18 protein-coding genes and 1 tRNA gene are annotated in these 20035 nt (G+C 70.0%); 9 read left to right on the top strand and 10 right to left on the bottom strand.

Annotated elements, in window-relative coordinates; all coding sequences use genetic code 11:
• Nucleotides 1-44: 44 nt before the first annotated feature.
• The 4 genes from ACO057_RS16810 to ACO057_RS16795 form a co-directional block, all read right to left on the bottom strand.
• Nucleotides 45-1553: a GTPase family protein gene (locus tag ACO057_RS16810; RefSeq protein WP_421993756.1), complete on the bottom strand. Its 1509-nt coding sequence runs from the start codon at nucleotides 1551-1553 to the stop codon at nucleotides 45-47.
• Nucleotides 1550-2746, bottom strand: coding sequence for a GTPase family protein (locus tag ACO057_RS16805; protein ID WP_421993755.1), 1197 nt, complete (start codon nucleotides 2744-2746; stop codon nucleotides 1550-1552). Before ACO057_RS16805 ends, ACO057_RS16810 begins: the two co-directional genes overlap by 4 nt.
• A 63-nt stretch (nucleotides 2747-2809) precedes the next feature.
• Complete coding sequence (locus ACO057_RS16800; protein WP_421993754.1) at nucleotides 2810-3454, bottom strand: CoA transferase subunit B; 645 nt, start codon at nucleotides 3452-3454, stop codon at nucleotides 2810-2812.
• Between the two features lie 12 nt (nucleotides 3455-3466).
• Complete coding sequence (locus tag ACO057_RS16795; RefSeq protein ID WP_421993753.1) at nucleotides 3467-4174, bottom strand: CoA transferase subunit A; 708 nt, start codon at nucleotides 4172-4174, stop codon at nucleotides 3467-3469.
• A 130-nt stretch (nucleotides 4175-4304) separates the two neighbouring features.
• Between ACO057_RS16795 and ACO057_RS16790 the strand changes: the two genes are divergently transcribed.
• From ACO057_RS16790 to ACO057_RS16770, 5 genes are all read left to right on the top strand, one after another.
• Nucleotides 4305-4380 (top strand) — tRNA-Ala (locus ACO057_RS16790).
• Between the two features lie 353 nt (nucleotides 4381-4733).
• A complete protein-coding gene (locus ACO057_RS16785; protein ID WP_421993752.1) occupies nucleotides 4734-5759 on the top strand; it encodes an amino acid ABC transporter substrate-binding protein in 1026 nt (341 codons plus the stop codon).
• Between the two features lie 27 nt (nucleotides 5760-5786).
• Nucleotides 5787-7118: an aspartate aminotransferase family protein gene (locus tag ACO057_RS16780; RefSeq protein ID WP_421993751.1), complete on the top strand. Its 1332-nt coding sequence runs from the start codon at nucleotides 5787-5789 to the stop codon at nucleotides 7116-7118.
• A 98-nt stretch (nucleotides 7119-7216) separates the two neighbouring features.
• Nucleotides 7217-8197, top strand: coding sequence for a Bug family tripartite tricarboxylate transporter substrate binding protein (locus ACO057_RS16775; RefSeq protein ID WP_421993750.1), 981 nt, complete (start codon nucleotides 7217-7219; stop codon nucleotides 8195-8197).
• A gap of 2 nt (nucleotides 8198-8199) precedes the next feature.
• Nucleotides 8200-9222 (top strand): amidohydrolase family protein, encoded by a 1023-nt coding sequence (locus ACO057_RS16770; protein WP_421993749.1) that lies wholly within the window; start codon nucleotides 8200-8202, stop codon nucleotides 9220-9222.
• Here ACO057_RS16770 and ACO057_RS16765 read toward each other — a convergent pair.
• The 4 genes from ACO057_RS16765 to ACO057_RS16750 all read right to left on the bottom strand — a co-directional run bounded on the left by ACO057_RS16765 (nucleotide 9219) and on the right by ACO057_RS16750 (nucleotide 14070).
• Nucleotides 9219-9848 carry a glutathione S-transferase family protein gene (locus ACO057_RS16765; RefSeq protein WP_421993748.1) on the bottom strand — a complete coding sequence of 210 codons (630 nt, stop codon included), beginning with the start codon at nucleotides 9846-9848 and terminating at the stop codon, nucleotides 9219-9221. The genes ACO057_RS16770 and ACO057_RS16765 overlap by 4 nt on opposite strands.
• Nucleotides 9848-11788, bottom strand: coding sequence for an acetate--CoA ligase (gene acs / locus ACO057_RS16760; protein ID WP_421993747.1), 1941 nt, complete (start codon nucleotides 11786-11788; stop codon nucleotides 9848-9850). Before acs ends, ACO057_RS16765 begins: the two co-directional genes overlap by 1 nt.
• Before the next feature lie 185 nt (nucleotides 11789-11973).
• Complete coding sequence (locus ACO057_RS16755; protein WP_421993746.1) at nucleotides 11974-12321, bottom strand: hypothetical protein; 348 nt, start codon at nucleotides 12319-12321, stop codon at nucleotides 11974-11976.
• Nucleotides 12322-12498: 177 nt separating this feature from the next.
• On the bottom strand, nucleotides 12499-14070 hold the full coding sequence (locus tag ACO057_RS16750) for an EAL domain-containing protein (protein WP_421993745.1): 1572 nt from the start codon (nucleotides 14068-14070) through the stop codon (nucleotides 12499-12501).
• 242 nt (nucleotides 14071-14312) lie between these two features.
• Between ACO057_RS16750 and ACO057_RS16745 the strand changes: the two genes are divergently transcribed.
• From ACO057_RS16745 to ACO057_RS16735, 3 genes are all read left to right on the top strand, one after another.
• Nucleotides 14313-14690, top strand: coding sequence for a RidA family protein (locus ACO057_RS16745; protein WP_421993744.1), 378 nt, complete (start codon nucleotides 14313-14315; stop codon nucleotides 14688-14690).
• Nucleotides 14691-14745: 55 nt separating this feature from the next.
• Entirely contained in the window at nucleotides 14746-15705 is a 960-nt protein-coding gene (locus ACO057_RS16740; RefSeq protein ID WP_421993743.1) for a GlxA family transcriptional regulator, read from the top strand.
• Between the two features lie 107 nt (nucleotides 15706-15812).
• A complete protein-coding gene (locus tag ACO057_RS16735; RefSeq protein ID WP_421993742.1) occupies nucleotides 15813-16511 on the top strand; it encodes a DJ-1/PfpI family protein in 699 nt (232 codons plus the stop codon).
• 12 nt (nucleotides 16512-16523) lie between these two features.
• On the opposite strand, the gene ACO057_RS16730 is transcribed toward ACO057_RS16735, so the two are convergent.
• Together ACO057_RS16730 and ACO057_RS16725 are read right to left on the bottom strand one after the other, a co-directional pair.
• Entirely contained in the window at nucleotides 16524-17882 is a 1359-nt protein-coding gene (locus tag ACO057_RS16730; protein ID WP_421993741.1) for an ATP-binding protein, read from the bottom strand.
• 121 nt (nucleotides 17883-18003) lie between these two features.
• Nucleotides 18004-19140 carry a penicillin-binding protein activator gene (locus tag ACO057_RS16725; RefSeq protein WP_421993740.1) on the bottom strand — a complete coding sequence of 379 codons (1137 nt, stop codon included), beginning with the start codon at nucleotides 19138-19140 and terminating at the stop codon, nucleotides 18004-18006.
• Here ACO057_RS16725 and rsmI point away from each other — a divergent pair.
• Nucleotides 19122-20030, top strand: a complete 909-nt coding sequence (gene rsmI / locus ACO057_RS16720) for a 16S rRNA (cytidine(1402)-2'-O)-methyltransferase (protein ID WP_421993739.1) — start codon at nucleotides 19122-19124, stop codon at nucleotides 20028-20030. The genes ACO057_RS16725 and rsmI overlap by 19 nt on opposite strands.
• The last annotated feature ends 5 nt before the right edge of the window (nucleotides 20031-20035 follow it).

The following is a 20035-nucleotide window of genomic DNA, read 5'->3' as shown; positions in this document are numbered from 1 at the left end:
GGCGGCTCTATCATACGCATGAAGACACGGCAACCAAGCGAGCCCTACTGTTTCACCGCCGATTTCAGAAGATTCCAGCCGCCGCGCAGCGCCCTGTTGGCCTCGACGAGCGCGGAAGGGCTTGCGCCTTCGTCACGCAGGCGCTCGTTGCGGGCCCGGCGGGCGGAATCCAGCTCCCCCGCCACGCGCTCCCAGAGGGTGTCGATGTTCCAGCCGGCGGCGCCCTCGGGCAACGCAAGCGGGATGACGGACTCGGCGGGCAGGAGCAGCGTCGTGGCCACCGCATCTCGCGCGGCGCGGATGCTGGCCGCCTTGGGGCCGGCGGGCTTCTCCAGGTCATAGGGCGGCTTCCATTCGGCCACCGGGCGCAGCAGGTCCGCATGGGTCATGGCGACAAGGACCGGCGGCGGACGGCTGCGCCGCTGCTCGGCGGCCCAGTTGCGCAGGACCTCCAGCGCGGCGACGTCCTGCGCGCGGCCGGGCTGGGTCGCGGAGGCGACCCATAGGATCATATCAGCCCGCTCGGCCTCGCGCAGGAAGCGCTTGGCGTCGGGGAGCGGGGGCATGTCGGCGATGTTCAGCGCCGGGCGGCCCTCGACCGAGACGAGATGCTCGCGCACCGGCCCCTCGCTGGGCAGAGCGCCGACATGGGCGCGGGCCGCGCCGGCCAGGGCGTTGAGCAGCGAGGTCTTTCCGGCATTCGCCTGACCCACCAGCAGCAGGCGCGGCGGGGTCTCGGGCGCGGCGGCCTCGGCATCGACTCGGGCCAGCTCGGCCAGCTCGATGGAGGACAGGCGCAGGCGGCCGGAATACAGGTCGATCGCCGCCCGGCCCGTCTCGTGGATGAGCTTGGCGGTGGCCGCGCGGCGCAGGTTGTTGCCCAGGAAACCGCCCGTGGCGCCGAAGGCCAGGCGCTGCCCTTCCTGCGCCACGGCCTGGATCGGGTTCGCGGCGGCGCGGGCCACGCGATAGATCGTCTCGCCCACGTCATAGGCCATCTGGGCCGCTGCGCCGTATCGGTCCACGAGCCGCTGGAGCCAGAGCGCGTCGCTGATGCGGATGCGCTTGGAGCCGGGCAGCTCGATCACCCAGCGGCGCAACCGGTGCGCCACCTGCTCCGTCACCAGCAGGGCCTCGGGCAAAGTGACGCGGGCCATGGGGTCCGTCTCGCCCGGATGGAAATGCGCGGCGACCAGGGCGATGGTCTGGCGGGACAGCGCCTCGGCCCGATCCAGCGCGTCGAAATCGAGGGGCTTGGCCTCCTCGGCGAAGCGGAGAACCTTGGCCCAGGCCTCGGCCTCCTCGGTGTCCCAGCCCGATTCGGGGCGGTCCTCGCCCGCCGCCAGAGCGGCGGCGCGGGTGCGGGCGCGGCGGCGCAGCAACACGCGAATCGGCCAGCCGATCAGGCCGAGCGCGGCGGCGCCGATCGCCCATTCCAGGACGCGGTGATTCTCCCACAGCCAGACGAGGCCCAGGCCGAAGAGCGAGAGCCAGGGCAGCGCCAGCAGCACGGCCAGCACGAGCTCCAGCCAATAGCGGCGCGCCCAGGTCATGCCCGGCCCCTCTTGGCCCGCCAGGCGCGGAAGGCGTCGCGATAGGCCTGGCGGACCTCCTCATCCGGGGCCGATTGCCCGGTCCGGGCGGCGCGCAGGAAGACCAATGCGGCCTCGCCCGTGCCGGCGGTGAAGGCGGCGGCGGTGCCGGCGTTGAGCGCCATGCCGGCGGCCGTGCCCAGCACCGGGATCAGCTTCACCGCCTCGGCCACCAGGAAGCGGGCACCGAACCAGCCGAGGGTGCCCACCCCCAGGCTGCCGGCGAAGGCGCCGAAGAGGCTCGGCGTCCACTCCACCTCGTAGCGGCGGGCGAGGCGGTTCAGCATGGCGCCCTGCATGGCCGCGAGCCCGGCCATTCCCGCGAGAGGAATGGGCACGGCCCCGGCCGCGGCGGCCAGAGCGACATAGGCATAGACGGTGCGCCGGGCGGCGCGCTGGCGGCCGTCATTGCCCTCGTCGGCGCGGGCGGCGTGCAGCGAGTCGAGCGCCTCGGGCAGCGCGGCCTCCAGGGCGGCGTCCAGCGCGTCCAGCCGATAGGCCGCCGGCTCGAAGCCGTCGGAGGGCTGGGTGAAGTCGAGCGGCACGAAGGCCGGCGGATCCTCGCCGGGCAGACCCCGGAAGAGGCCGCGCTGATAGGCCAGTGCATCGGCGAGCGACTCGGGCAGCTGGCCTTCGTCGAAGGTCTCGGGATGGCCCGTGCCGGGGCGATAGCGGCGGTGCAGGCCGGTCTGGGCGACCACCAGCGGCCAGTCCGGATGGCGGCGGCGCGCCTGGCGCAGCACGGTCATCACCGGCTCCTGCGCGGGGTCGTCCACCTGCATCACGGCGAGGAGAAGATGCGCCTGGGACTCGCACCAGGCGATGTCCTCGTCCGCGTCATAGCCCGCCTCCTCCAGCCCGCGCGTGTCGAGGAAGCGCAGGAAGGGCGCCTCCTCCGGCACGTCGTAGAAGGAGGCCTGGCGGGTGCAGGGCTGGTAGCCCTCGCCGATCTCGGCGCGGGGATCGCCGGTCAGGGCGGAGACGATGGCGGTCTTGCCGGCGCCGGTCTTGCCGATGAGCCAGATGACGGGGGCGGCGGACCGCGCCTGCTCCCGCATCTTCTTCTGCGCCGCATCGAGGTCCGAGGCGAAGAGCGCGGCCTTCACCTCGTCCCAGAGCTTCGCGAGCCTCCGCAAACCGATGGGTGGGATCATTCTGGAGGGGTTTTCCGCGGCATTTCAGTCCCTACAACCCCTCCGGACGCTCACGGTCACGCGCTACAGCGCGACGTGGAATTCCGCGGCGGTCTTGGACTTCAGCTCGTCCAGGGTCACCTCGGGCGCCAGCTCGATCAGGCGCATGCCCGCATCGCCCCGCCGGTCGATGCGGAAGACCGCGAGCTCGGTGATCACCATGTCCACGACGCGCGATCCCGTCAGCGGCAGCTCGCATTGCTTGAGGAGCTTGGGGACGTCGCCCTTGGCCGTGTGCTCCATGAGCACCACCACGCGCTTCACGCCGGCGACGAGATCCATGGCGCCGCCCATGCCCTTCACCATCTTGCCGGGGATCATCCAGTTCGCGAGGTCGCCGTTCTGGGCCACCTGCAGCGCGCCGAGGATCGACAGGTCGATATGCCCGCCGCGAATCATGGCGAAGCTGTCGGCGCTGCTGAAGATGCTGGTGGTCGGCAGCATCGAGACGGTCTGCTTGCCGGCGTTGATGATGTCCGGGTCCTCGGTGCCTTCCAGCGGGAAGGGGCCGATGCCGAGCATGCCGTTCTCGCTCTGCAGCTGGACGGAGATGCCTTCGGGGATGTGATTGGCCACCAGCGTGGGAATGCCGATGCCGAGATTGACGTAGAAGCCGTCCTCGAGCTCACGGGCGGCGCGGGCGGCCATCTGGTCGCGGTTCCAGGGCATGTTCGTCTCTCCTCAGGCCGCTTTGCGCACGGTGCGGTTCTCGATCAGCTTCTCGTAACCCTCGGGGAGGACCACGATCCGCTTCACGTAGACGCCCGGGGTGATGATGTGGTCGGGGTCGATCTCGCCGACGGGGACCAGGTGCTCCACCTGGGCGACGGTCATCTTCGCGGCCGTCGCCATCATCGGATTGAAGTTCCGCGCGGTGCGCCGGTAGACGAGGTTGCCCTCGGTATCGGCCTTCCAGGCATGGACCAGGGCCACGTCGGCCACGATGCCGCGCTCCATCACATAGGTCTCGCCGTCGAAGACCTGGGTGGGCTTGCCCTCGGCCACGGCCGTGCCGACGCCGGTCTTGGTGAAGAAGGCCGGGATGCCGGCGCCGCCGGCGCGGATTCGCTCGGCCAGGGTGCCCTGGGGATTGAACTCGATCTCGAGCTCGCCGGCCAGGAACTGGCGGGCGAATTCGGCGTTCTCGCCGACATAGCTGGCGATCATCTTCTTGATCTGGCGCGTGCGCAGCAGCTTGCCGAGGCCCACATCGTCGATGCCGGCATTGTTGGAAACGACCGTAAGGTCCTTCACGCCGGATTCCTTGACCGCCTCGATCAGGACGGCAGGAATGCCGCAGAGGCCGAAGCCCCCGGCATGGATGGTCATCCCGTCCTTCAGCAGCCCGGCCAGTGCGGCCGTGGCATCCGGATAGACCTTCTTCGGCATATGATCGTCCCCTCAATCGGTGACGCGGAGGCTAGCCGCGCCGCAGCATTCGCGAAAGGCCGCGCAGAAATCGGGGGGATGGGGGATTGCGGCCTCCGAATGGCGTGGCTATAGGACCGACCACCCCAGGGGGGCCATAGCTCAGTTGGTAGAGCGCTTGAATGGCATTCAAGAGGTCGGCGGTTCGATTCCGCCTGGCTCCACCAGGGTTTCCGCCGGTTTCCACGTGATCGTGGCCGGCCATCCTTCCCCTCTCCGCTTGATCTTTATCTGGCCGCAGCACTCGCCCGATCGGGGCGATCCGGCCTTTGGCCTGCCGGACAAGCATCCGCCGCCACGAGCGCCTCTTCGCGCCGCGCCGCGCCCTCTCCCGTATCCTCGCCACCACCACGATTCGCTCGGCCTCGCCTGATCGCAGGAAGGCGGCGAGCCAGGCTCGCCGTTTTCGAACCGGACGGGCGTATCGGCAATTGCAGTCCTGCCATGACGTGATTACGCTCCCCACAATATCGTGATCACATTTGTTCGCTTGCTGTCACCTCCAATGGGAGCTCCGCCCTTGCGCCACGACCTGCTTCGCCCGCTCTTCGCGGCCGCCGCCGCCCTTTTGCTCACCGCCGCGCCGGCCTTCGCCGGTCCGACGCTCGATGCGGTGCGCCGCAACGGCCATGTGCGCTGCGGCGTCTCGGTCGGCATCGCGCATATGTCGCTGGCCGACAGCTCGGGACGCTGGCAGGGCTTCGATGCCGAGATGTGCCGCGCGGTGGCCACCGCCGTCTTCGGCGATGCGGAGAAGGTACGCTTCGTGCCCACGACGGCGCAGACCCGCTTCACCGCGCTGCAGTCGGGCGAGGTGGACATGCTCTCCCGCACCACCGCCCTCTCGCTCTCGCGTGACAGCACGCTCGGCCTCACGCAGACGGTCGCGCATTTCTACACGGGCCAGGGCGTCCTCGTGCACCGCCGCACGGGCGTGACCGGCGTGGCCCAGATGGACGGAGCCACCATCTGCGGCACCCAGGGCAGCATCAACGAGCGTAATCTCGAGGACTGGGGCCGGACGCGCAACGTCCGCTTCCGCCTCATCTCGTTCGACACGCCCCAGGCCGTGCTCGCGGCCTTCAGCTCCAATCGCTGCGACGGCATCACCAACGACATGATCAACCTCTCGGCCAACCGGCTCGCCTCGCCGGATCCGTCGGCGCTGGTCCTGTTGCCCGACCTGATCCAGAAGGAGATGCACGGCATTCTCGTCCGCAACGGCGATGCCGAATGGGCGGCGCTGACGCGATGGGCCGTCTTCGCCATGATCCAGGCGGAGGAGTTCGGCCTGACCCGCGCCAATGTCGAGGAGCAGCGCCGCACGGCCACCGATCCGCAGGTGCGCCGCTTCCTGGGCCTGACCGACAATGTCGGTGTCGGTTTCGGCGTCTCCGCGACCTTTGCCTATGACATCATCCGTCAGGTCGGCAATTACGGCGAGATGTTCGACCGCACCGCCGGCCCCGGCGGCCTGGGCATGGAGCGCGGCTATAACCGCCTCTGGACCCAGGGCGGCCTGCTCATCTCCTGGCTCTGGCAATAACTCCGGCCGCTCCTGAGGACACAACCCATGCCGCAACTCGACACCGTCACCGCCCCGCGCAACACCGACCTCGACACCGCGCTCGCCGAAGCGCGCGAGAGCTACGTCGCCGCGCGCCCGAAAAGCGCCGCGGCCTATGAGCGCGCCAAGAAGGTGATGCCCGGCGGAAACACCCGCTCGACGCTCTACTACTCGCCCTTCCCCACGGCGATGGAGAGCGGCGAGGGCTGCTACCTCAAAGACATCGACGGCCACGACTATCTCGACCTCTGCGGTGAATACACCGCCGGCATCTTCGGTCATTCCGAGGCGCGCATCGTCAAGGCGATCGAGGGCGCGATCGGCCGCGGGCTGAACCTGGCCGCGGCCGGTGAGCGCGAATCCGTCTTCGCCGCCATCATCTGCGCGCGCTTCCCCTCGATCGAGCTGGTGCGCTTCACCAATAGCGGCACGGAGGCGAACCTCTTCGCCTTCTCCGCCGCGCGCGCCTTCACCGGCCGCCAGCGGCTGCTGGCGATGAACGGCGGCTATCACGGCGGCATGATGACCTTCGCCGGCGGCGGCAGCCCGGTGAACGCGCCCTTCCCCGTCACCCTCGCGCCTTACAACGACATCGAGGCGACGCGCGCCCTCATCCGCGAGCACAAGGACGAGCTGGCCTGCATCCTGATCGAGCCCATGATCGGCGCCGGCGGCTGCATCCCCGCGAGCCGCGAGTTTCTCCAGATGCTGCGCGACGAGGCGACGGCCCATGGCATCGTCCTCACCTTCGACGAGGTGATGACGAGCCGCCACAGCGCCGGCGGCCTGCAGAAGCTGCACGGCATCACCCCGGACCTCACGACGCTCGGAAAGTACATCGCCGGCGGCATGTCCTTCGGCGCCTTCGGCGGGCGCGCGGACATCATGGGGATGTATGATCCGGCCAACCCCAAGGCGCTGCCGCATGGCGGCACCTTCAACAACAACGTGCTGTCGATGTCGGCCGGCATCGTCGCGATGGGCGAGATCTTCACCGAGGAGACCTCCGAGGCGCTGCGCGCCCGTGGCGACGGCGTGCGGGACGCGCTGAACGCCATCTGCGCGAAGCACAAGGTGCCGGTGCAGTTCACCGGCATCGGCAGCATGCTCCAGCCGCATTTCCGCAGCGGCCCCGTGCTGCGCCCCTACACCCAATCCGCGACCGAGGAGGCCCTGCGCGAGCTGTTCTTCCTCGATCTCATGGCCGCCGGCATCTACATCGCCCGGCGCGGCATGGTGGCGATGAGCCTGCCGGTGGGCGACGCCGAATGCGCCCGCTACCTGGGCGTGGTGGAGGCCTTCTGCGCGGCCCGGAAGCCGCTTCTCGGCGAGGGCTGATTCCTTATAGGAAGTCCTCCCTGGCCGAAGGGCGCCGAGGCTGACATGCTGCAACCAAAGGCCGCCCGCGGAAGGGCGGCCGGTTGGGGAGCGTCCGCATGCCGAAGGCCCATTCCTACCCGCGCCGCGCGCTCCTTGCGGGCGCGGCCGCCACCCTCGCCACCCCGGCGCTGGGCCAGGCGCCCTGGCCCAATCGCCCCGTCCGGATGATCGTGCCCTGGCCGGCGGGAGGTGCCGCCGACCTCACGGGGCGCATCTACGCCAATGCCCTGTCGCAGAAGACCGGCCAGCCCTTCGTGGTCGAGAATCGCGGCGGCGCCACAGGCACCATCGGCGAGCAGGCCATGATCCAGGCCCCGGCCGACGGCTACACCATCATGAACGAATCCACGCCGATCTCGATCACGCCGGCCCTGATGCGCGACCTGCCCTTCTCGCCGCTGCGCGAGTTCCAGCCGGTCTTCCAGACCATGAGCGTGCCGCAGCTCCTGCTGCTCAATCCCGCCGTCCCCGCCCGGACCGTGCCCGAGCTGATCGAGCTGCTGCGCCGCTCGGGCGGGAACGTCGCCGCCGGCTCCTCGGGCATCGGCTCCATGCAGCATCTGGTGCTGGAGCTCTTCCTGCGCGGGGCTCGCGTCACGGCCAACCACATTCCCTATCGCGGCGGCGGGCCGGCCCTGTCGGACCTGCTGGCCGGCTCGATCCAGATGTATTTCGGCAATGTGAACAGCGCCGTGGAGCAGGTGCGCAGCGGCAGCCTGCGCGCCCTCGCCCACACCGCCGGCACGCCGCGCATCAACGCCTTCCCCGATCTGCCGGCCCTGTCGGAGACGCTGCCCGGCTTCGAGACGGCGGAATGGAACGGCATCTTCGTGCGCGTCGGCACGCCGGCCGAGATCGTCTCGCGGCTCAGCGCCCTGCTGAACGAGATCGTCGTCGAACCCGCCGTCCAGCAGACGCTGCGCAACGGCGACCTCACCGCCGGCCCGAACACGCCGGAACAATTCTCCGCCTTCTTCCGCGCCCAGACGGAGAAATGGCAGAAGTTCATCACCGAAGCCGGCATCCGACTGGAATGAACATGAGCACGAAACTGACCGCCGGCGGCCACGTCGCCATCGACGAGGCCTGGCTGGCGAAGATCCAGGAACCGATCCTCGAACCGGCCCTGCCGATCATCGATCCGCATCACCACATCTGGGACCGCGGCGGGGAGACCTACCTCCTGCCGGAACTGCTGGCCGACACCGCCACCGGCCACGACATCCGCGCCACGGTCTTCATCCAATGCGCCTCGATGTATGACGAGGACGCGGAGCCCGCGCGCCGTTCGCTCGGCGAGACGCGCTTCATGACGGAGCTCGCGAAAGCCACCGAAACCTCGAGGACGCGCGCCTGCGCCGGCCTCGTCGGCCTCGTGGACCTGACGCTGGGAGACCGGGTGACGCCGCTGCTGGAGGAGCACGTCGCGCTCTCCGGCGGCCGCTTCAAGGGCGTGCGCAACCGCACCGCCTGGGACGCTTCGCCGCGCGTGCGCAGCAATCTCGAGGTCCCGCCGCCGGGGCCGCTGAACGATCCTGTCTTCAAGGACGGCGCGAAGCGGCTGGGCGAGCTGGGGCTGACGCTCGACGTCTGGGCCTATCACCCGCAGCTGCCTCTGGTGCTGGAGGTGGCGCGCGCCGCGCCGGGGACGACGATCGTCATCGACCATTGCGGCGGGCTGCTCGGCGTCGGGCCCTATGGCGGCGCCGAGGCTTTCGCCGATTGGCGCCGCGCCATGACCGCCCTGGCCGCGCTGCCGAATGTGCTGGTGAAGCTCGGTGGACTGGCGATGGAGATCAGCGGCAAGCAGTGGCACACCCGCGACCTGCCGCCGACCTCCGAGGAGCTTGCCGCCGACTGGCGGCCGCAGATCGAGACCTGCATCGCGCTCTTCGGTGTCGATCGCTGCATGTTCGAGAGCAACTTCCCCGTGGACAAGGGCATGTGCGGCTATGCGGCGCTGTGGAACGCCTTCAAGCGGCTCTCCGCCGGGGCGAGCGCCGCCGAGAAGACGGCGCTGTTCTCCGGCACGGCGGCCCGCGTCTACGGGTTGTCGGTTTAAGGCAGCCCATTGCGGATGTGCCGGCGAAAGGCCGGCCGTTCCGACAGGCGCTCGTAATAGGCCATGAGCGCCTTCATCTCCGGCCGTTCCGGCAGCTTCGACATCGCGAACCAGCGATGCACGACAAAGCCGGCCGGGATGTCGGCAAGGGTGAATTCACGCCCCGCCAGGAAAGGACCGCCCTCCGCCAGGGCGGCGTCGAGCTGGCCCATCCGCTTGGCATATTCCGCGCGGCCCACGACGAGAAAACCCGGCTGGCACCAGGGCTCCAGCCCCAGCTCGCCGCCGAGATAGGCCCCGCGCATGGCCACCGTCATGTCGTAGGCGACCCAGTCCATCCAGGCCTCGACATGGGCACGCTCGACCAAGCCGCGCGGATAGAGCGACCAGGCCTCCTCGCGCGCGGCGAGGTAGCGCAGGATGACGTGGGACTCGCGGATCGCCGCCTCGCCATCCACCAGCACCGGCACCGTGCCGAAGGGATTCAGCGCGAGGAATTCCGGCACGTGGGTCGGCCGGAAATCCCGTCCCCAATCCTCCTGCTCGAGGGCAAGGCCGAGCTCGTCCAGCAGCCAGAGCACCTTGCGGACGTTATAGGCATTCTTCCGCCCCAGAAGCCGGAGCATCAGCCGGTCACGCGATTGTCGACCAGCTCCGTCACCACGGCGGGATCGGCCAGGGTGGAGATGTCGCCCAGGCTGTCGGTCTCGTTGGCGGCGATCTTGCGCAGGATGCGGCGCATGATCTTGCCCGAGCGCGTCTTGGGCAGGCCCGGCGCCCATTGGATGGCATCGGGCGTCGCGATGGGGCCGATCTCCTTGCGGACCCAGGCGACCAGCTCCTTCTTCAGCGCGTCCGTCGGCTCCACGCCGGCGTTCAGCGTGACGTAGCAGTAGATGCCCTGGCCCTTGAGGTCATGCGGCATGCCCACCACGGCGGCCTCGGCAACCTGGGGATGCGCGACCAGGGCACTCTCCACCTCGGCCGTGCCCATCCGGTGGCCGGCGACGTTGATCACGTCGTCCACGCGCCCGGTGATCCACCAATAGCCGTCCGCATCGCGGCGCGCGCCGTCGCCGGTGAAGTACATCCCCTTGAAGGTGGAAAAATAGGTCTGGATGAAGCGCGGATGGTCGCCATAGACCGTGCGCATCTGGCCGGGCCAGCTGTCGGTGATGACGAGATTGCCCTCCGTCGCGCCTTCGAGGATCTTGCCGTCGCCATCCACGAGCGCGGGCATCACGCCGGGCAGCGCCAGCGTGGCCGAGCCGGGCTTCTGGGCGACGGCGCCCGGCAGCGGCGAGATGAGGATGCCGCCCGTCTCCGTCTGCCACCAGGTGTCCACGATCGGGCAGCGCTCGTCGCCGACCACGCGGTAGTACCAGAGCCAGGCCTCGGGATTGATCGGCTCGCCGACCGAGCCCAGCACGCGGAGCGACTTGCGCGAATGCTTCTTCACCGGCCCCTCGCCCTCGCGCATCAGGGCGCGGATGGCGGTGGGCGCGGTGTAGAAGATATTGACCTGGTGCTTGTCCACGACCTGCCACATGCGGCCGAAATCGGGGTAGTTGGGCACGCCCTCGAACATCAGCGTGGTCGCGCCGTTCGCGAGGGGGCCATAGACGATGTAGGTGTGTCCGGTCACCCAGCCCACATCCGCCGTGCACCAGTAGATCTCGCCGGGGCGGTAGTCGAAGACCAGCTCATGCGTGAAGCTGGCCCAGACCATGTAGCCGCCGGTCGTGTGCAGCACGCCCTTGGGCTTTCCGGTCGAGCCGGAGGTGTAGAGGATGAAGAGCGGGTCCTCGGCATTCATGCGCTCGGGCTCGCAGGTGGCGGGCTGCGCGGCGGCGGCCTCGTGCCACCAGATGTCGCGGCCCTCCTGCATGGCGACCGGCGCGCCGGTGTTGCGCACGACCAGGACATTCCTGATCGAGGGGCAGGTCTTCAGCGCCTCGTCGGCATTGACCTTGAGCGGAACCTTGCGCCCGCCCCGGCGGCCTTCATCGGCCGTCAGCAGGATGGTGCATTCGGAATCCTGGATGCGGCTGGACAGGCTGTCCGGCGAGAAGCCGCCGAAGACGATCGAATGCACCGCGCCGATGCGCGCGCAGGCCAGCATGGCCACCGCCGCCTCGACGATCATGGGCAGGTAGATGCAGACCCGGTCGCCCTTCTTCACCCCCAGCGCGCGCATGGCATTGGCGATGCGGCAGACCTGGGCGTGCAGCTCGGAATAGGTGGTCCTGGAATCCGTCGAGGGGTCGTCGCCCTCCCAGATGATGGCGACCTGGCCGCCCCGGCCGGCCGCGATATGCCGGTCCAGGCAGGAGATGCTGGCATTGAGCTCGCCGTCCTCGAACCACTTGATCGAGACGTCGCCGGTGAAGCTGGTGTTCTTGATCTTCGTCGGCGGCTTCATCCAGGCGATGCGCGACATTTCCTTGCGCCAGAAGCCGTTCGGGTCCCGCGCGGCCTCCTCGACCATCGCGGCGCGGACCTGCGTCGTGACGCGGGCGGTGCCGGCGATCTCCGGCTTGATGGCGATGAGCGTGTCATCGGTCATGGGCGGTTCCTCCGTGGATACGATTTTTCGACAGGGACAAGGCCATGCCGGATCGGCCGGCGTCAATCATGGGGCGAAGCGGACAAGAAAAAACCCCTCCGGAAAGCTCCGGAGGGGCGCTGAGGTGCCGGCCGTAGTCAGGGCCGGTTGGGTTGGGAGAGACGGTCTAACGCACGACCAGGAAATTAGTTTGCCCGGGGCGCACTCGGAGCCGGCGTGGTGGAGGCGGTGCCCGAGGGCGTCGCGGGGCGGACCGGGGCCGCGGCATGGCCGTTCGCGGGGCGGGGCGCCGTCACCTGGCCGGTCGGATGGGCCGGGGTGGCGGGCGTCGCGGCCTGCCGCGAAGGGGCCTGGACCGAACCCGTGACGCGGGGCGCGGTGGTCGCGCTGCCGGAGACGGAGGGCGTCGCCACCTGGGCGGGACGGGCGACCGGGGCCTGGGCGGCGCCGGAGACGTCGGCCGCGAAGGCCGGGGCGCCGAAGCCGATCAGAACGGCGGTGACGAGAAGGGCAGGGCGGAAGTTCTTCGTCATGGCATGTTCCTCCTTGGGGAACCGCGCCGATCCGGGGTGGTGCGGCGCGTAAGGAGGAGATTGGCGACGACCCGTGATGGGTCTCGGGCGGCGGCAAGGTCCTTTGAGGGCGGGCGCGGCGAATTCGGGGCAGCTGTGACGCGACGCCTTTTTCGCTCGCCCCTCACCCTGACGCCGTCAGGCGGGAACCCGGATCGTCGCCAACTTCTCGTAGCAGTAGGCGGTGAACTCCCGCGCGGGCAGGGGCCGGGAGAACAGCCATCCCTGACCGAATTCGACCCCCCGATCGAGCAGGTAATCCATCTGGCCCTGGGTCTCGATCCCTTCCGCGATGATGCTCAGTTGCAGCGTCTTCGCCATGCCAATGATGTGCGGCGTCACCGAACTAGTGACGGAATCCGTGACGAGTGTGTCGACGAAGGACTTGTCGATCTTCAGCGCGTCCAGCGGAAAGCCCTGCAGATAGGAAAGGCTGGAATAGCCCGTGCCGAAATCGTCGATGGCGACCGAATGGCCCAGCGCGCGGACCTGCTCGATCGTCGCGCGGGCCGCCTCGATATCGATGAAGCCGCGCTCGGTCGCTTCCAGCCAGATCTGTGGAGCCGCGACGCCGGCCTTCTCCATGGCCTTGCGCAGGATCGGCAGGAACCGCGCCGTCCGGAGGTCCTCCGCGGCGAGGTTGATCGCGATGTGCAGGGCGGGGTCGGCACGGAGCAGCGGCCCCATTTCCGCGAGGACGGCCTCGATCACCTGGTCGGTGATCGGCAGGATCAGGCCGCTTTCCTCGGCGAGCGGGATGAAGAAATCCGGTCGCATCAGCACGCCATCCGGCCGCCGCCATCGCACCAGGGCCTCGGCGCCGATGCAGGCCCCGGTCGCGAGCTCGATGATCGGCTGGTAGTGGACAATGAACTCGCGATGGCGGACGGCCAGGCTCAATTCGCCCAGCGGCGAAAGGCGCCGTCGCGAGACCCAGACGACGAGGCCGACCATGAAGGCCGCGATGAAGGCGCCGAGCGGCAGCAGCAGCATCTGTTCCCGGCGGATCGGGCCGAGCAGATGTTCGCGCGGGGCGACGGCGATCGCGATCCAGGCCGGATCACGGGCGACGGCAAAGAGATAGTCGTCGTCCAAGCCGTGGATGGGATCGGCGATGATGCGCCGGATCAGCGCCGGATCCGGCGAATTGAGCATGGCAATCGGCATACCGGCCGCGGTTGCGATGGCGATGGCGATGGCGATGTCGGAATCGACGATGACATCGACGAGCCTCGCCTGATCGATCAGGATATGGTGCGCCCCGTAGCGCATCGCGATCTTCTCGCTCGCTGGCCCCGCCTGCGGCCGGATCCCCATCGCCACCTCGATGCCGTCGGCGGTGACGAAATGGGCGGGCGTCATCGGGGTGTCGTTCTGGACCTGTCCCCAGGAGGTGCATTTCACCCGTCCCTCCTCGAAATAACCCATCTGCTCGATGGAATGGGTTTGGAGGACCAGGGCGCGCATCCGGTCGATGTGCTCCGCCGAGCAGGGGGCGCCCATGAAATCCGCTATGGCAAGCAGGGCGGTCCTGGCCTCGCCCAGCGAGTTATTGGCGCGGGTAATGGTGCGGCCAGCATAGAGCGCCAGCCGGGCCTGTTCCTTCCGGACGGCCTGGGTCCAGGAAACATACAACATGCCGGTCATCGGGATCAGGGCCCCGAGAACCGCGAGCGCCACCGCCAGGGCGATGACATGGGATCGCTTCATAGCCCTTATCCTCCCGCGTCGGCACGCTTGGATATCCCGACTGGAGTAAGCTTTCCTGTTTAAGGCCCGGACCGCAATGGAAGCCGGCACGGCGCAAATATTGGAACTTTCGGCGTAGTCCTGGGATTATTGCGCCAACTTCAAACCATCGGCGGAAGGCGGTTTTCCGAGGAGGGTGTCTGGCCGCTCGCCGGTTGGTCCCCGATACTGATCGGCCGAGCAAACCCTCGAAAGGCGAAGACATGGCCAATCCCGACCTGCACCGTATTCCCAACGCGAAGCTTCCGAGCAAGTCGGCCGTGTCGATCTACCGGCTGCCGGGCGGCGGCGGGTTCCTCTGGGCAGTGGCGACAGGGCCGGACAAGAGCCTCGACATCGCCGGCCAGACGCTCGGCGCGCTGAACGTGCTGGACGGCTTCCTGAAAGAGGCCGGGCTCGACCGGACGCGGATCGTGAAGGCCGAGATCGTCGTCACCGATCACGACAGGAAGCCCGAATTCGACGCGGCCTGGGCGAGCTGGATGCCGGACGGGCAGGGGCCGGTCCGCTCCTTCGTTCAGTCGGTGATGCCGGAGGGCGATCTGGTCGAGATCATCATCACGGCGGCGCTGCCGGCCTAGAGGGGGTCTCAACGCGGGGCTGGCAGAAATCTCCTTTCAGGCTCATTTTCAGCCAATGCCCCGTGACATCCTCATTCTCGCCTATCCTGGCATGCAGCCCATCGACGTGGCCGGCCCCTACCAGGCCTTCACCTCGGCCGACGAGGAGGCGGGCGGCGGGCAATACCGCCTGTGCGTCGCGGCCGAGGCGGCGGGGCCGGTGCCCATGCAGGGCGGCCTTCCCATCGTCGCGACGGCGATCCCACGGCGCCCGGTGGACACGCTGCTCGTCCCCGGCGGTCCCGGCGTGCATGTGGCGCGAACGTCACGGAAGCTCCTCGCCGCCGTGCGGCGCCATGCGAAGACGGCGCGGCGGGTTTCCTCCATCTGCACCGGGGCCTTCCTGCTCGCCGAGGCCGGGCTGCTGGAGGGGCGCGCCGCCACCACCCATTGGCGCTCCTGCGATTTGCTGGCGCGCGAATTCCCCTCCATCCGGCTCGAGCCCGACCGCATCTGGGTGCGTGACGGCACGACCTGGACCTCGGCGGGCGTGACCGCCGGCATCGACCTCGCGCTGGCGATGATCGAGGAAGATCTCGGCGCGCCGCTGGCGGCGAAGGTGGCGCGGCGGCTGGTGGTCTATATGCGGCGCTCCGGCGGTCAGTCGCAGTTCAGCGCGCCGCTGGAGATGCAGGTGACGGACAGCTTTTCCGACCTCATGGGCTGGGCCGAGCAGAACCTTCATCGGCCGCTGACGGCGGAGGCGCTGGCGGAGCGCGCGGGCATGGCGCCGCGCAGCTTCCATCGGCACTTCATCGCGGCCACCGGCACCACGCCGGCCAAGGCGATGGAGCGTCTGCGTCTCGATCGCGCCTGCACGCTGATGGAGACGACGCGGCTCTCCAACGGCGCGGTCGCGCGCCAGGTGGGCTTCGGCTCGGAGGAACGGATGCGCCATGCCTTCGCGCGCGGCTTCGGCGTGGGACCGACGGATTGGCGGGCGAGATTCGGAGGCCTGGCGACAAGCGGCGCCTGACGAAGCGGTTCGGACGCGTCTTGGCAAGAATTCCGCTTCCTTTGTCATTTCTGCCATGTTGCGATGCAACTTAAGGTGAGGGACGCCAAAGAACGGAGAACGCCCCCATGCCAGAAGAAACCAAGATCGCCGGCCTGCTGATCTTCCCGGGCCTCACGCAGCTCGACATGACCGGCCCCTATGAGGTCCTCGCCCGCCTGCCCGGATGGCGGGTCGAGATCGTCGCCAGGACCATGGATCCGGTCCGTACCGACAAGGGCCTCACCCTCCTCCCCACCCTCGACTTCGCGAGCGCGCCGCAGTTCGACCTGCTCGTCGTCCCCGGCGGCCCCGGCACGGATGACCTGCTGCTCGACGCGGAAGCCGTGGAGTTCGTGCGGCGCCAGGGCAATGCCGCGCAGTACATCTTCGGCATCTGCACCGGCAGCATGCTGCTCGGCGCCGCGGGGCTGCTGAAGGGTAAGCGCGCCGGCGGCCACTGGTCCGCGCGCGACCTGCTCTCCCAGTTCGGCGCCACGCCCAGCGACGCGCGCATGACGGTGGACGGCAACCTCTACACGGCCGGCGGCGTCACCTCCGGCATCGACATGGCGCTGAAGCTCGCGGCGGATCTCGTCGGTGGGGACTTCGCCCAGCAGATCCAGCTCCAGATCGAATACGACCCCGAGCCGCCCTTCCGCTCCGGCACGCCTTTCGTCGCGCCGGCGCACATCCTCGAGCGCGCGAAGACCGCGGGCGCGTCGCGTCGCGCGCTGCGCGAGCGTCGCGTGGCCGAGGCCGCCGCCAATCTCCGGGACAGGGGCTGATCCCGAAAGGCGCTACCCGCCCGGCACCCAGACCTTGAAGGCCGAGCCCAGCCCGATCTCGCTCTCGATCGTGAGCTGCCCGCGGTGCCGCGCCAGGATGTGCTTCACGATCGCGAGGCCGAGGCCCGTATTGCCCACGCCCCGGCCGCGCCCCTTGTCGACGCGGTAGAAGCGTTCCGTCAGCCGGGGCAGGTGCTCCTTGCCGATGCCCGGCCCGTCGTCGCGCACGGTGAAGGTCACGCCCTCGCGTGGGCCGAGGCGGGCGGGCGCCGCTTCCAGCCGGACCTCCCCTGTCGCGTGGCGCAGCGCATTGTCGAGCAGGTTGCGCGCGACCTGGGCGAGCTGGTCGCCATCGGCCGGGCCGGCCAGCAGCGGCCCTTCCGGCAGCGCGAGGACGAGCCGCACGCCCTTGGCCGCGAAAAGCGGTTCCATCGCCGCTGCCTCGCTCTTCAGCAGCACGATCAGCTCGGCCTTGCCCTCCGGGGCCTGATGCTCGCTGATCTCGACGCGCGAGAGGCCGAGCAGGTCGTCGATCAGCCGGCGCATGCGCTCGGACTGCTCGGCCATGATGCCGAGAAAGCGCTCCTGCGCGACCGTGTCGTCCTTCGCCGGGCCGCGCAGCGTCTCGATGAAGCCGATGATGCTGGCCAGCGGCGTGCGCAGCTCGTGGCTGGCATTGGCCACGAAATCCACGCGCATCCGCTCCACGGCGCGCGCCGACGTGCGGTCGGTCAGGACGATGAGCAGCTTGCCGCCGTCGGCCAGCGGCGGATCCAGCGCCAGCACCTGGGCCGAGAGCTCGCGCGTCAGGCTGCCGGGCAGGGCGAGCTCGGTCGATTGCGGGGCGCTGTCGGCCAGCGCGCGGTCGAGGGCCGTGGCCATCAGCGGGTGCCGCAGCAGGGCCCCGATATCGCCGCGCGCGGATTCGTCGCGCTGCAGGCCGAAGACGCGGCGGGCGGCCGCATTGGCGCGCAGCAGGCCGCGATCGGCGCCGAGGATGAGCAGGGGGTCCGGCAGGGCCTCGACGATCGCCTCGTCGGAGGCGCGCAGGCGGCTCACCAGGGCGGCGCGGGCCTCGAGCGAGCGGGCCAGCCGGACCAGCCCCTCGTCGATCCGGCCGATGGCGGGCAGGCGCGTCGGGGGCAGGGGCGCGCTGAAGGGACCCTCCTCGTCGGCGGCGCGACGCAGCACGGCCGCGAGGCGCGACAGGGCGGCGAGCCAGAGCCTGGCGAGACCAAGGGCGGAAGCGAGGCAGAGCGCGATGGCCAGGGCGGCCGTGCCGGCGCGAAGCTCGCCGAGCGCCGCCAAGGTGAGGAGCGTGAGGGTCGGTGCGCCGCCGATGAGCAGCGTCGTGGCGAAAAGGCCGCCCATTATGGTCGCATCCTCGGTTTGCGGGACCGCCGGAGGGGGCGGTCCACCTTGATAGAGGCCGCGGGCGCTGGGTTCACGCGTCAGAATGAAGACAATTGCGAGGGGACGACGCCCCCTCGCTTCAGCTGCCCGCCGCGCCCGGCACCGGCGCCGGCTGCACCAGCTGCGCCTCGCTGCCCGACCGCACCGCGAAGATCGCGAGGCCACGGGCCAGCACCCCTCCTTCCAGCAACCGCACCGGCCCGTCCGCGCCCTGGAAGGCCTCGCCGATCGGCGGGCCGCCATCGCGCGCCGTCCGGGCGGCGAGGGCGAGCGCGTCATAGGCCACGCCCGCGAGGCGCGAGGCCCGGTCGCCGAAGGCCGCGCTGTACTGCGCGTCGAAGCGGCCGCGCGCATCGGGATCGGGCGCGGGGAACCAGGCGTTCACCAGCGCCGCCTCGTTGCCGAGGCTCGGATCGCCCGCCCAGAGGCTCGTGCCGAGGATACGCGGCAGCCCGCCGGGGAAAGCCGCGACGAGAGCCGCGCCGGCCGCCCGCGCGGCGGCCGCGCCATTGCCGATCAGCACTGCATCGGGCTGCCCGGCCGCGATCTGATGGGCCGCGGCGCTCAGGTCGCCCCGCCCGGCCGTGAGCACCACCGTGGGCGGTGGCGCGCCGAGCTGCTGCAGGGTCGTGCGCAGCGCGGCGGCCAGGCGCTGGCCGAAGGCGTCATCCGTCGCCATCAGGGCGAATCGGCGCGCGCCCGCCTCGGAGGCCGCGGAGACGATCCGGCGGACCTGCTGTCCCGGCGTCATGCCCAGGACCCAGACCCGCTGGCCGGCCTGGGCCTCGTCCGAGGTGAAGGCGAAGACGGGGGCCTGGGTGCCGCGCGCGACGTTCACCACGGCGGCGGTCTCGCCCAAAGTGAGAGGGCCGGCCAGGGCCAGGGCCCCGTCGCCGAGCGCGCCGCGGGCGGCCTCAGCCGCGCCGGAGGCCGTGCCCCGCGTGTCGCGCGGCAGCATCTCGATCCGGCGGTCGCCCTGGTCGAAGAGCGCGAGCTGCGCGGCGTTCAGCATGGCCTGGCCAAGCGGCGCATTGCCGCCGGTCAGGGGCAGCAGCAGGCCCACGCGCAGACGCGGGGCTTCGGCGCCCGGCGCGGCGTTCCAGGGCGCGACGCCACCGGGAGACCGGACCGCGATGCCCGGGGCTTGCGGGGCGCAGCCGATCAGCAGAAGGAGAAAGGACGCGAGGGCGACCCCAGATGGAACAAGACGACGCATACCTACCCCCTTCGACACCGGATCATCCGACACCGGGTCAGACAACGGCGGGACTGACTCTTGTTGCCACGCCGATCGGCAATCTGGGCGACCTGTCTCCCCGGGCAGCCTCCGCTTTGGCCGAAGCCCGGGCGGTGCTGTGCGAGGACACCAGAGTAACGTCCAGACTGCTCGCGCGGCATAGCATTTCCGCGACGATGATCGCTTTGCACGACCATAACGAGGAAAGCGAGGCCCCCCGCCTGGTTTCCCGCATGCTGGCCGGCGAGCGTTTCGCCCTGGTGAGCGATGCCGGCACGCCCCTGGTCTCCGACCCGGGCTACCGGCTGGTGCGCGCGGCCATCGCGGCGGGGGTGACGGTGACCTCCGTTCCCGGGCCGAGCGCGGTGATCATGGCGCTGACCTTGTCCGGCCTGCCGCCGCATCCCTTCCTGTTCCATGGCTTCCTGCCGCCCAAGGCCGTCGCCCGCGCCGCCGAGATCGCCCGGCTCCGGGGCATGGAAGCCGCCGGCCTCTCCGCCGCCCTGGTCTTCTACGAAGCGCCGCACCGGACCGGCGAGGCGCTGGCCGCCCTGGCCGAAGGGCTCAGCGCCGATCGGCCCGCCTGCGTCGCCCGCGAACTGACCAAGCGCTTCGAGGAGGTCCGCCGGGGCAGCCTGGGCGAGCTCGCCGCCCATTACACGGCCCATGAGGTCCGGGGCGAGGTCGTGCTCTGCGTCGGCCCCGCACCGCCCCCGGCCGTCCCCAGTGCCGAGACGCTCGACGAGGCGCTCAAGGCCGCCATGGCGACGCTTTCCGTGCGGGACGCGGCGGCGACCGTCGCCGAGGCGACCGGCCTGCCCCGCAAGCGCGTCTATGCCCGCGCCTTGGAGCTCGCAGCCGGCCGCTGAGCATG

The organism is Roseococcus sp., assembly GCF_965227005.1.
In the GTDB taxonomy this organism is placed as follows: Bacteria; Pseudomonadota; Alphaproteobacteria; order Acetobacterales; family Acetobacteraceae; genus Roseococcus.
Note: the sequence above shows the minus strand (reverse complement) of the source record. Positions and strands in the feature narration are given on the sequence as shown.

What these genes read in the sequence shown, in the direction of transcription:
- ACO057_RS16770 (WP_421993749.1), top strand. Translation starts at nt 8,200, where the DNA reads ATGAGCACGAAACTGACCGCCGGCGGCCACGTCGCCATCGACGAGGCC.
- ACO057_RS16810 (WP_421993756.1), bottom strand. Translation starts at nt 1,553, where the DNA reads ATGACCTGGGCGCGCCGCTATTGGCTGGAGCTCGTGCTGGCCGTGCTG.
- acs (WP_421993747.1), bottom strand. Translation starts at nt 11,788, where the DNA reads ATGACCGATGACACGCTCATCGCCATCAAGCCGGAGATCGCCGGCACC.
- ACO057_RS16735 (WP_421993742.1), top strand. Translation starts at nt 15,813, where the DNA reads ATGCCAGAAGAAACCAAGATCGCCGGCCTGCTGATCTTCCCGGGCCTC.
- ACO057_RS16750 (WP_421993745.1), bottom strand. Translation starts at nt 14,070, where the DNA reads ATGAAGCGATCCCATGTCATCGCCCTGGCGGTGGCGCTCGCGGTTCTC.
- ACO057_RS16775 (WP_421993750.1), top strand. Translation starts at nt 7,217, where the DNA reads ATGCCGAAGGCCCATTCCTACCCGCGCCGCGCGCTCCTTGCGGGCGCG.
- ACO057_RS16780 (WP_421993751.1), top strand. Translation starts at nt 5,787, where the DNA reads ATGCCGCAACTCGACACCGTCACCGCCCCGCGCAACACCGACCTCGAC.
- ACO057_RS16745 (WP_421993744.1), top strand. Translation starts at nt 14,313, where the DNA reads ATGGCCAATCCCGACCTGCACCGTATTCCCAACGCGAAGCTTCCGAGC.
- ACO057_RS16765 (WP_421993748.1), bottom strand. Translation starts at nt 9,848, where the DNA reads ATGCTCCGGCTTCTGGGGCGGAAGAATGCCTATAACGTCCGCAAGGTG.
- rsmI (WP_421993739.1), top strand. Translation starts at nt 19,122, where the DNA reads ATGGAACAAGACGACGCATACCTACCCCCTTCGACACCGGATCATCCG.
- ACO057_RS16725 (WP_421993740.1), bottom strand. Translation starts at nt 19,140, where the DNA reads ATGCGTCGTCTTGTTCCATCTGGGGTCGCCCTCGCGTCCTTTCTCCTT.
- ACO057_RS16730 (WP_421993741.1), bottom strand. Translation starts at nt 17,882, where the DNA reads ATGGGCGGCCTTTTCGCCACGACGCTGCTCATCGGCGGCGCACCGACC.
- ACO057_RS16740 (WP_421993743.1), top strand. Translation starts at nt 14,746, where the DNA reads ATGCCCCGTGACATCCTCATTCTCGCCTATCCTGGCATGCAGCCCATC.
- ACO057_RS16805 (WP_421993755.1), bottom strand. Translation starts at nt 2,746, where the DNA reads ATGATCCCACCCATCGGTTTGCGGAGGCTCGCGAAGCTCTGGGACGAG.
- ACO057_RS16800 (WP_421993754.1), bottom strand. Translation starts at nt 3,454, where the DNA reads ATGCCCTGGAACCGCGACCAGATGGCCGCCCGCGCCGCCCGTGAGCTC.
- ACO057_RS16755 (WP_421993746.1), bottom strand. Translation starts at nt 12,321, where the DNA reads ATGACGAAGAACTTCCGCCCTGCCCTTCTCGTCACCGCCGTTCTGATC.
- ACO057_RS16795 (WP_421993753.1), bottom strand. Translation starts at nt 4,174, where the DNA reads ATGCCGAAGAAGGTCTATCCGGATGCCACGGCCGCACTGGCCGGGCTG.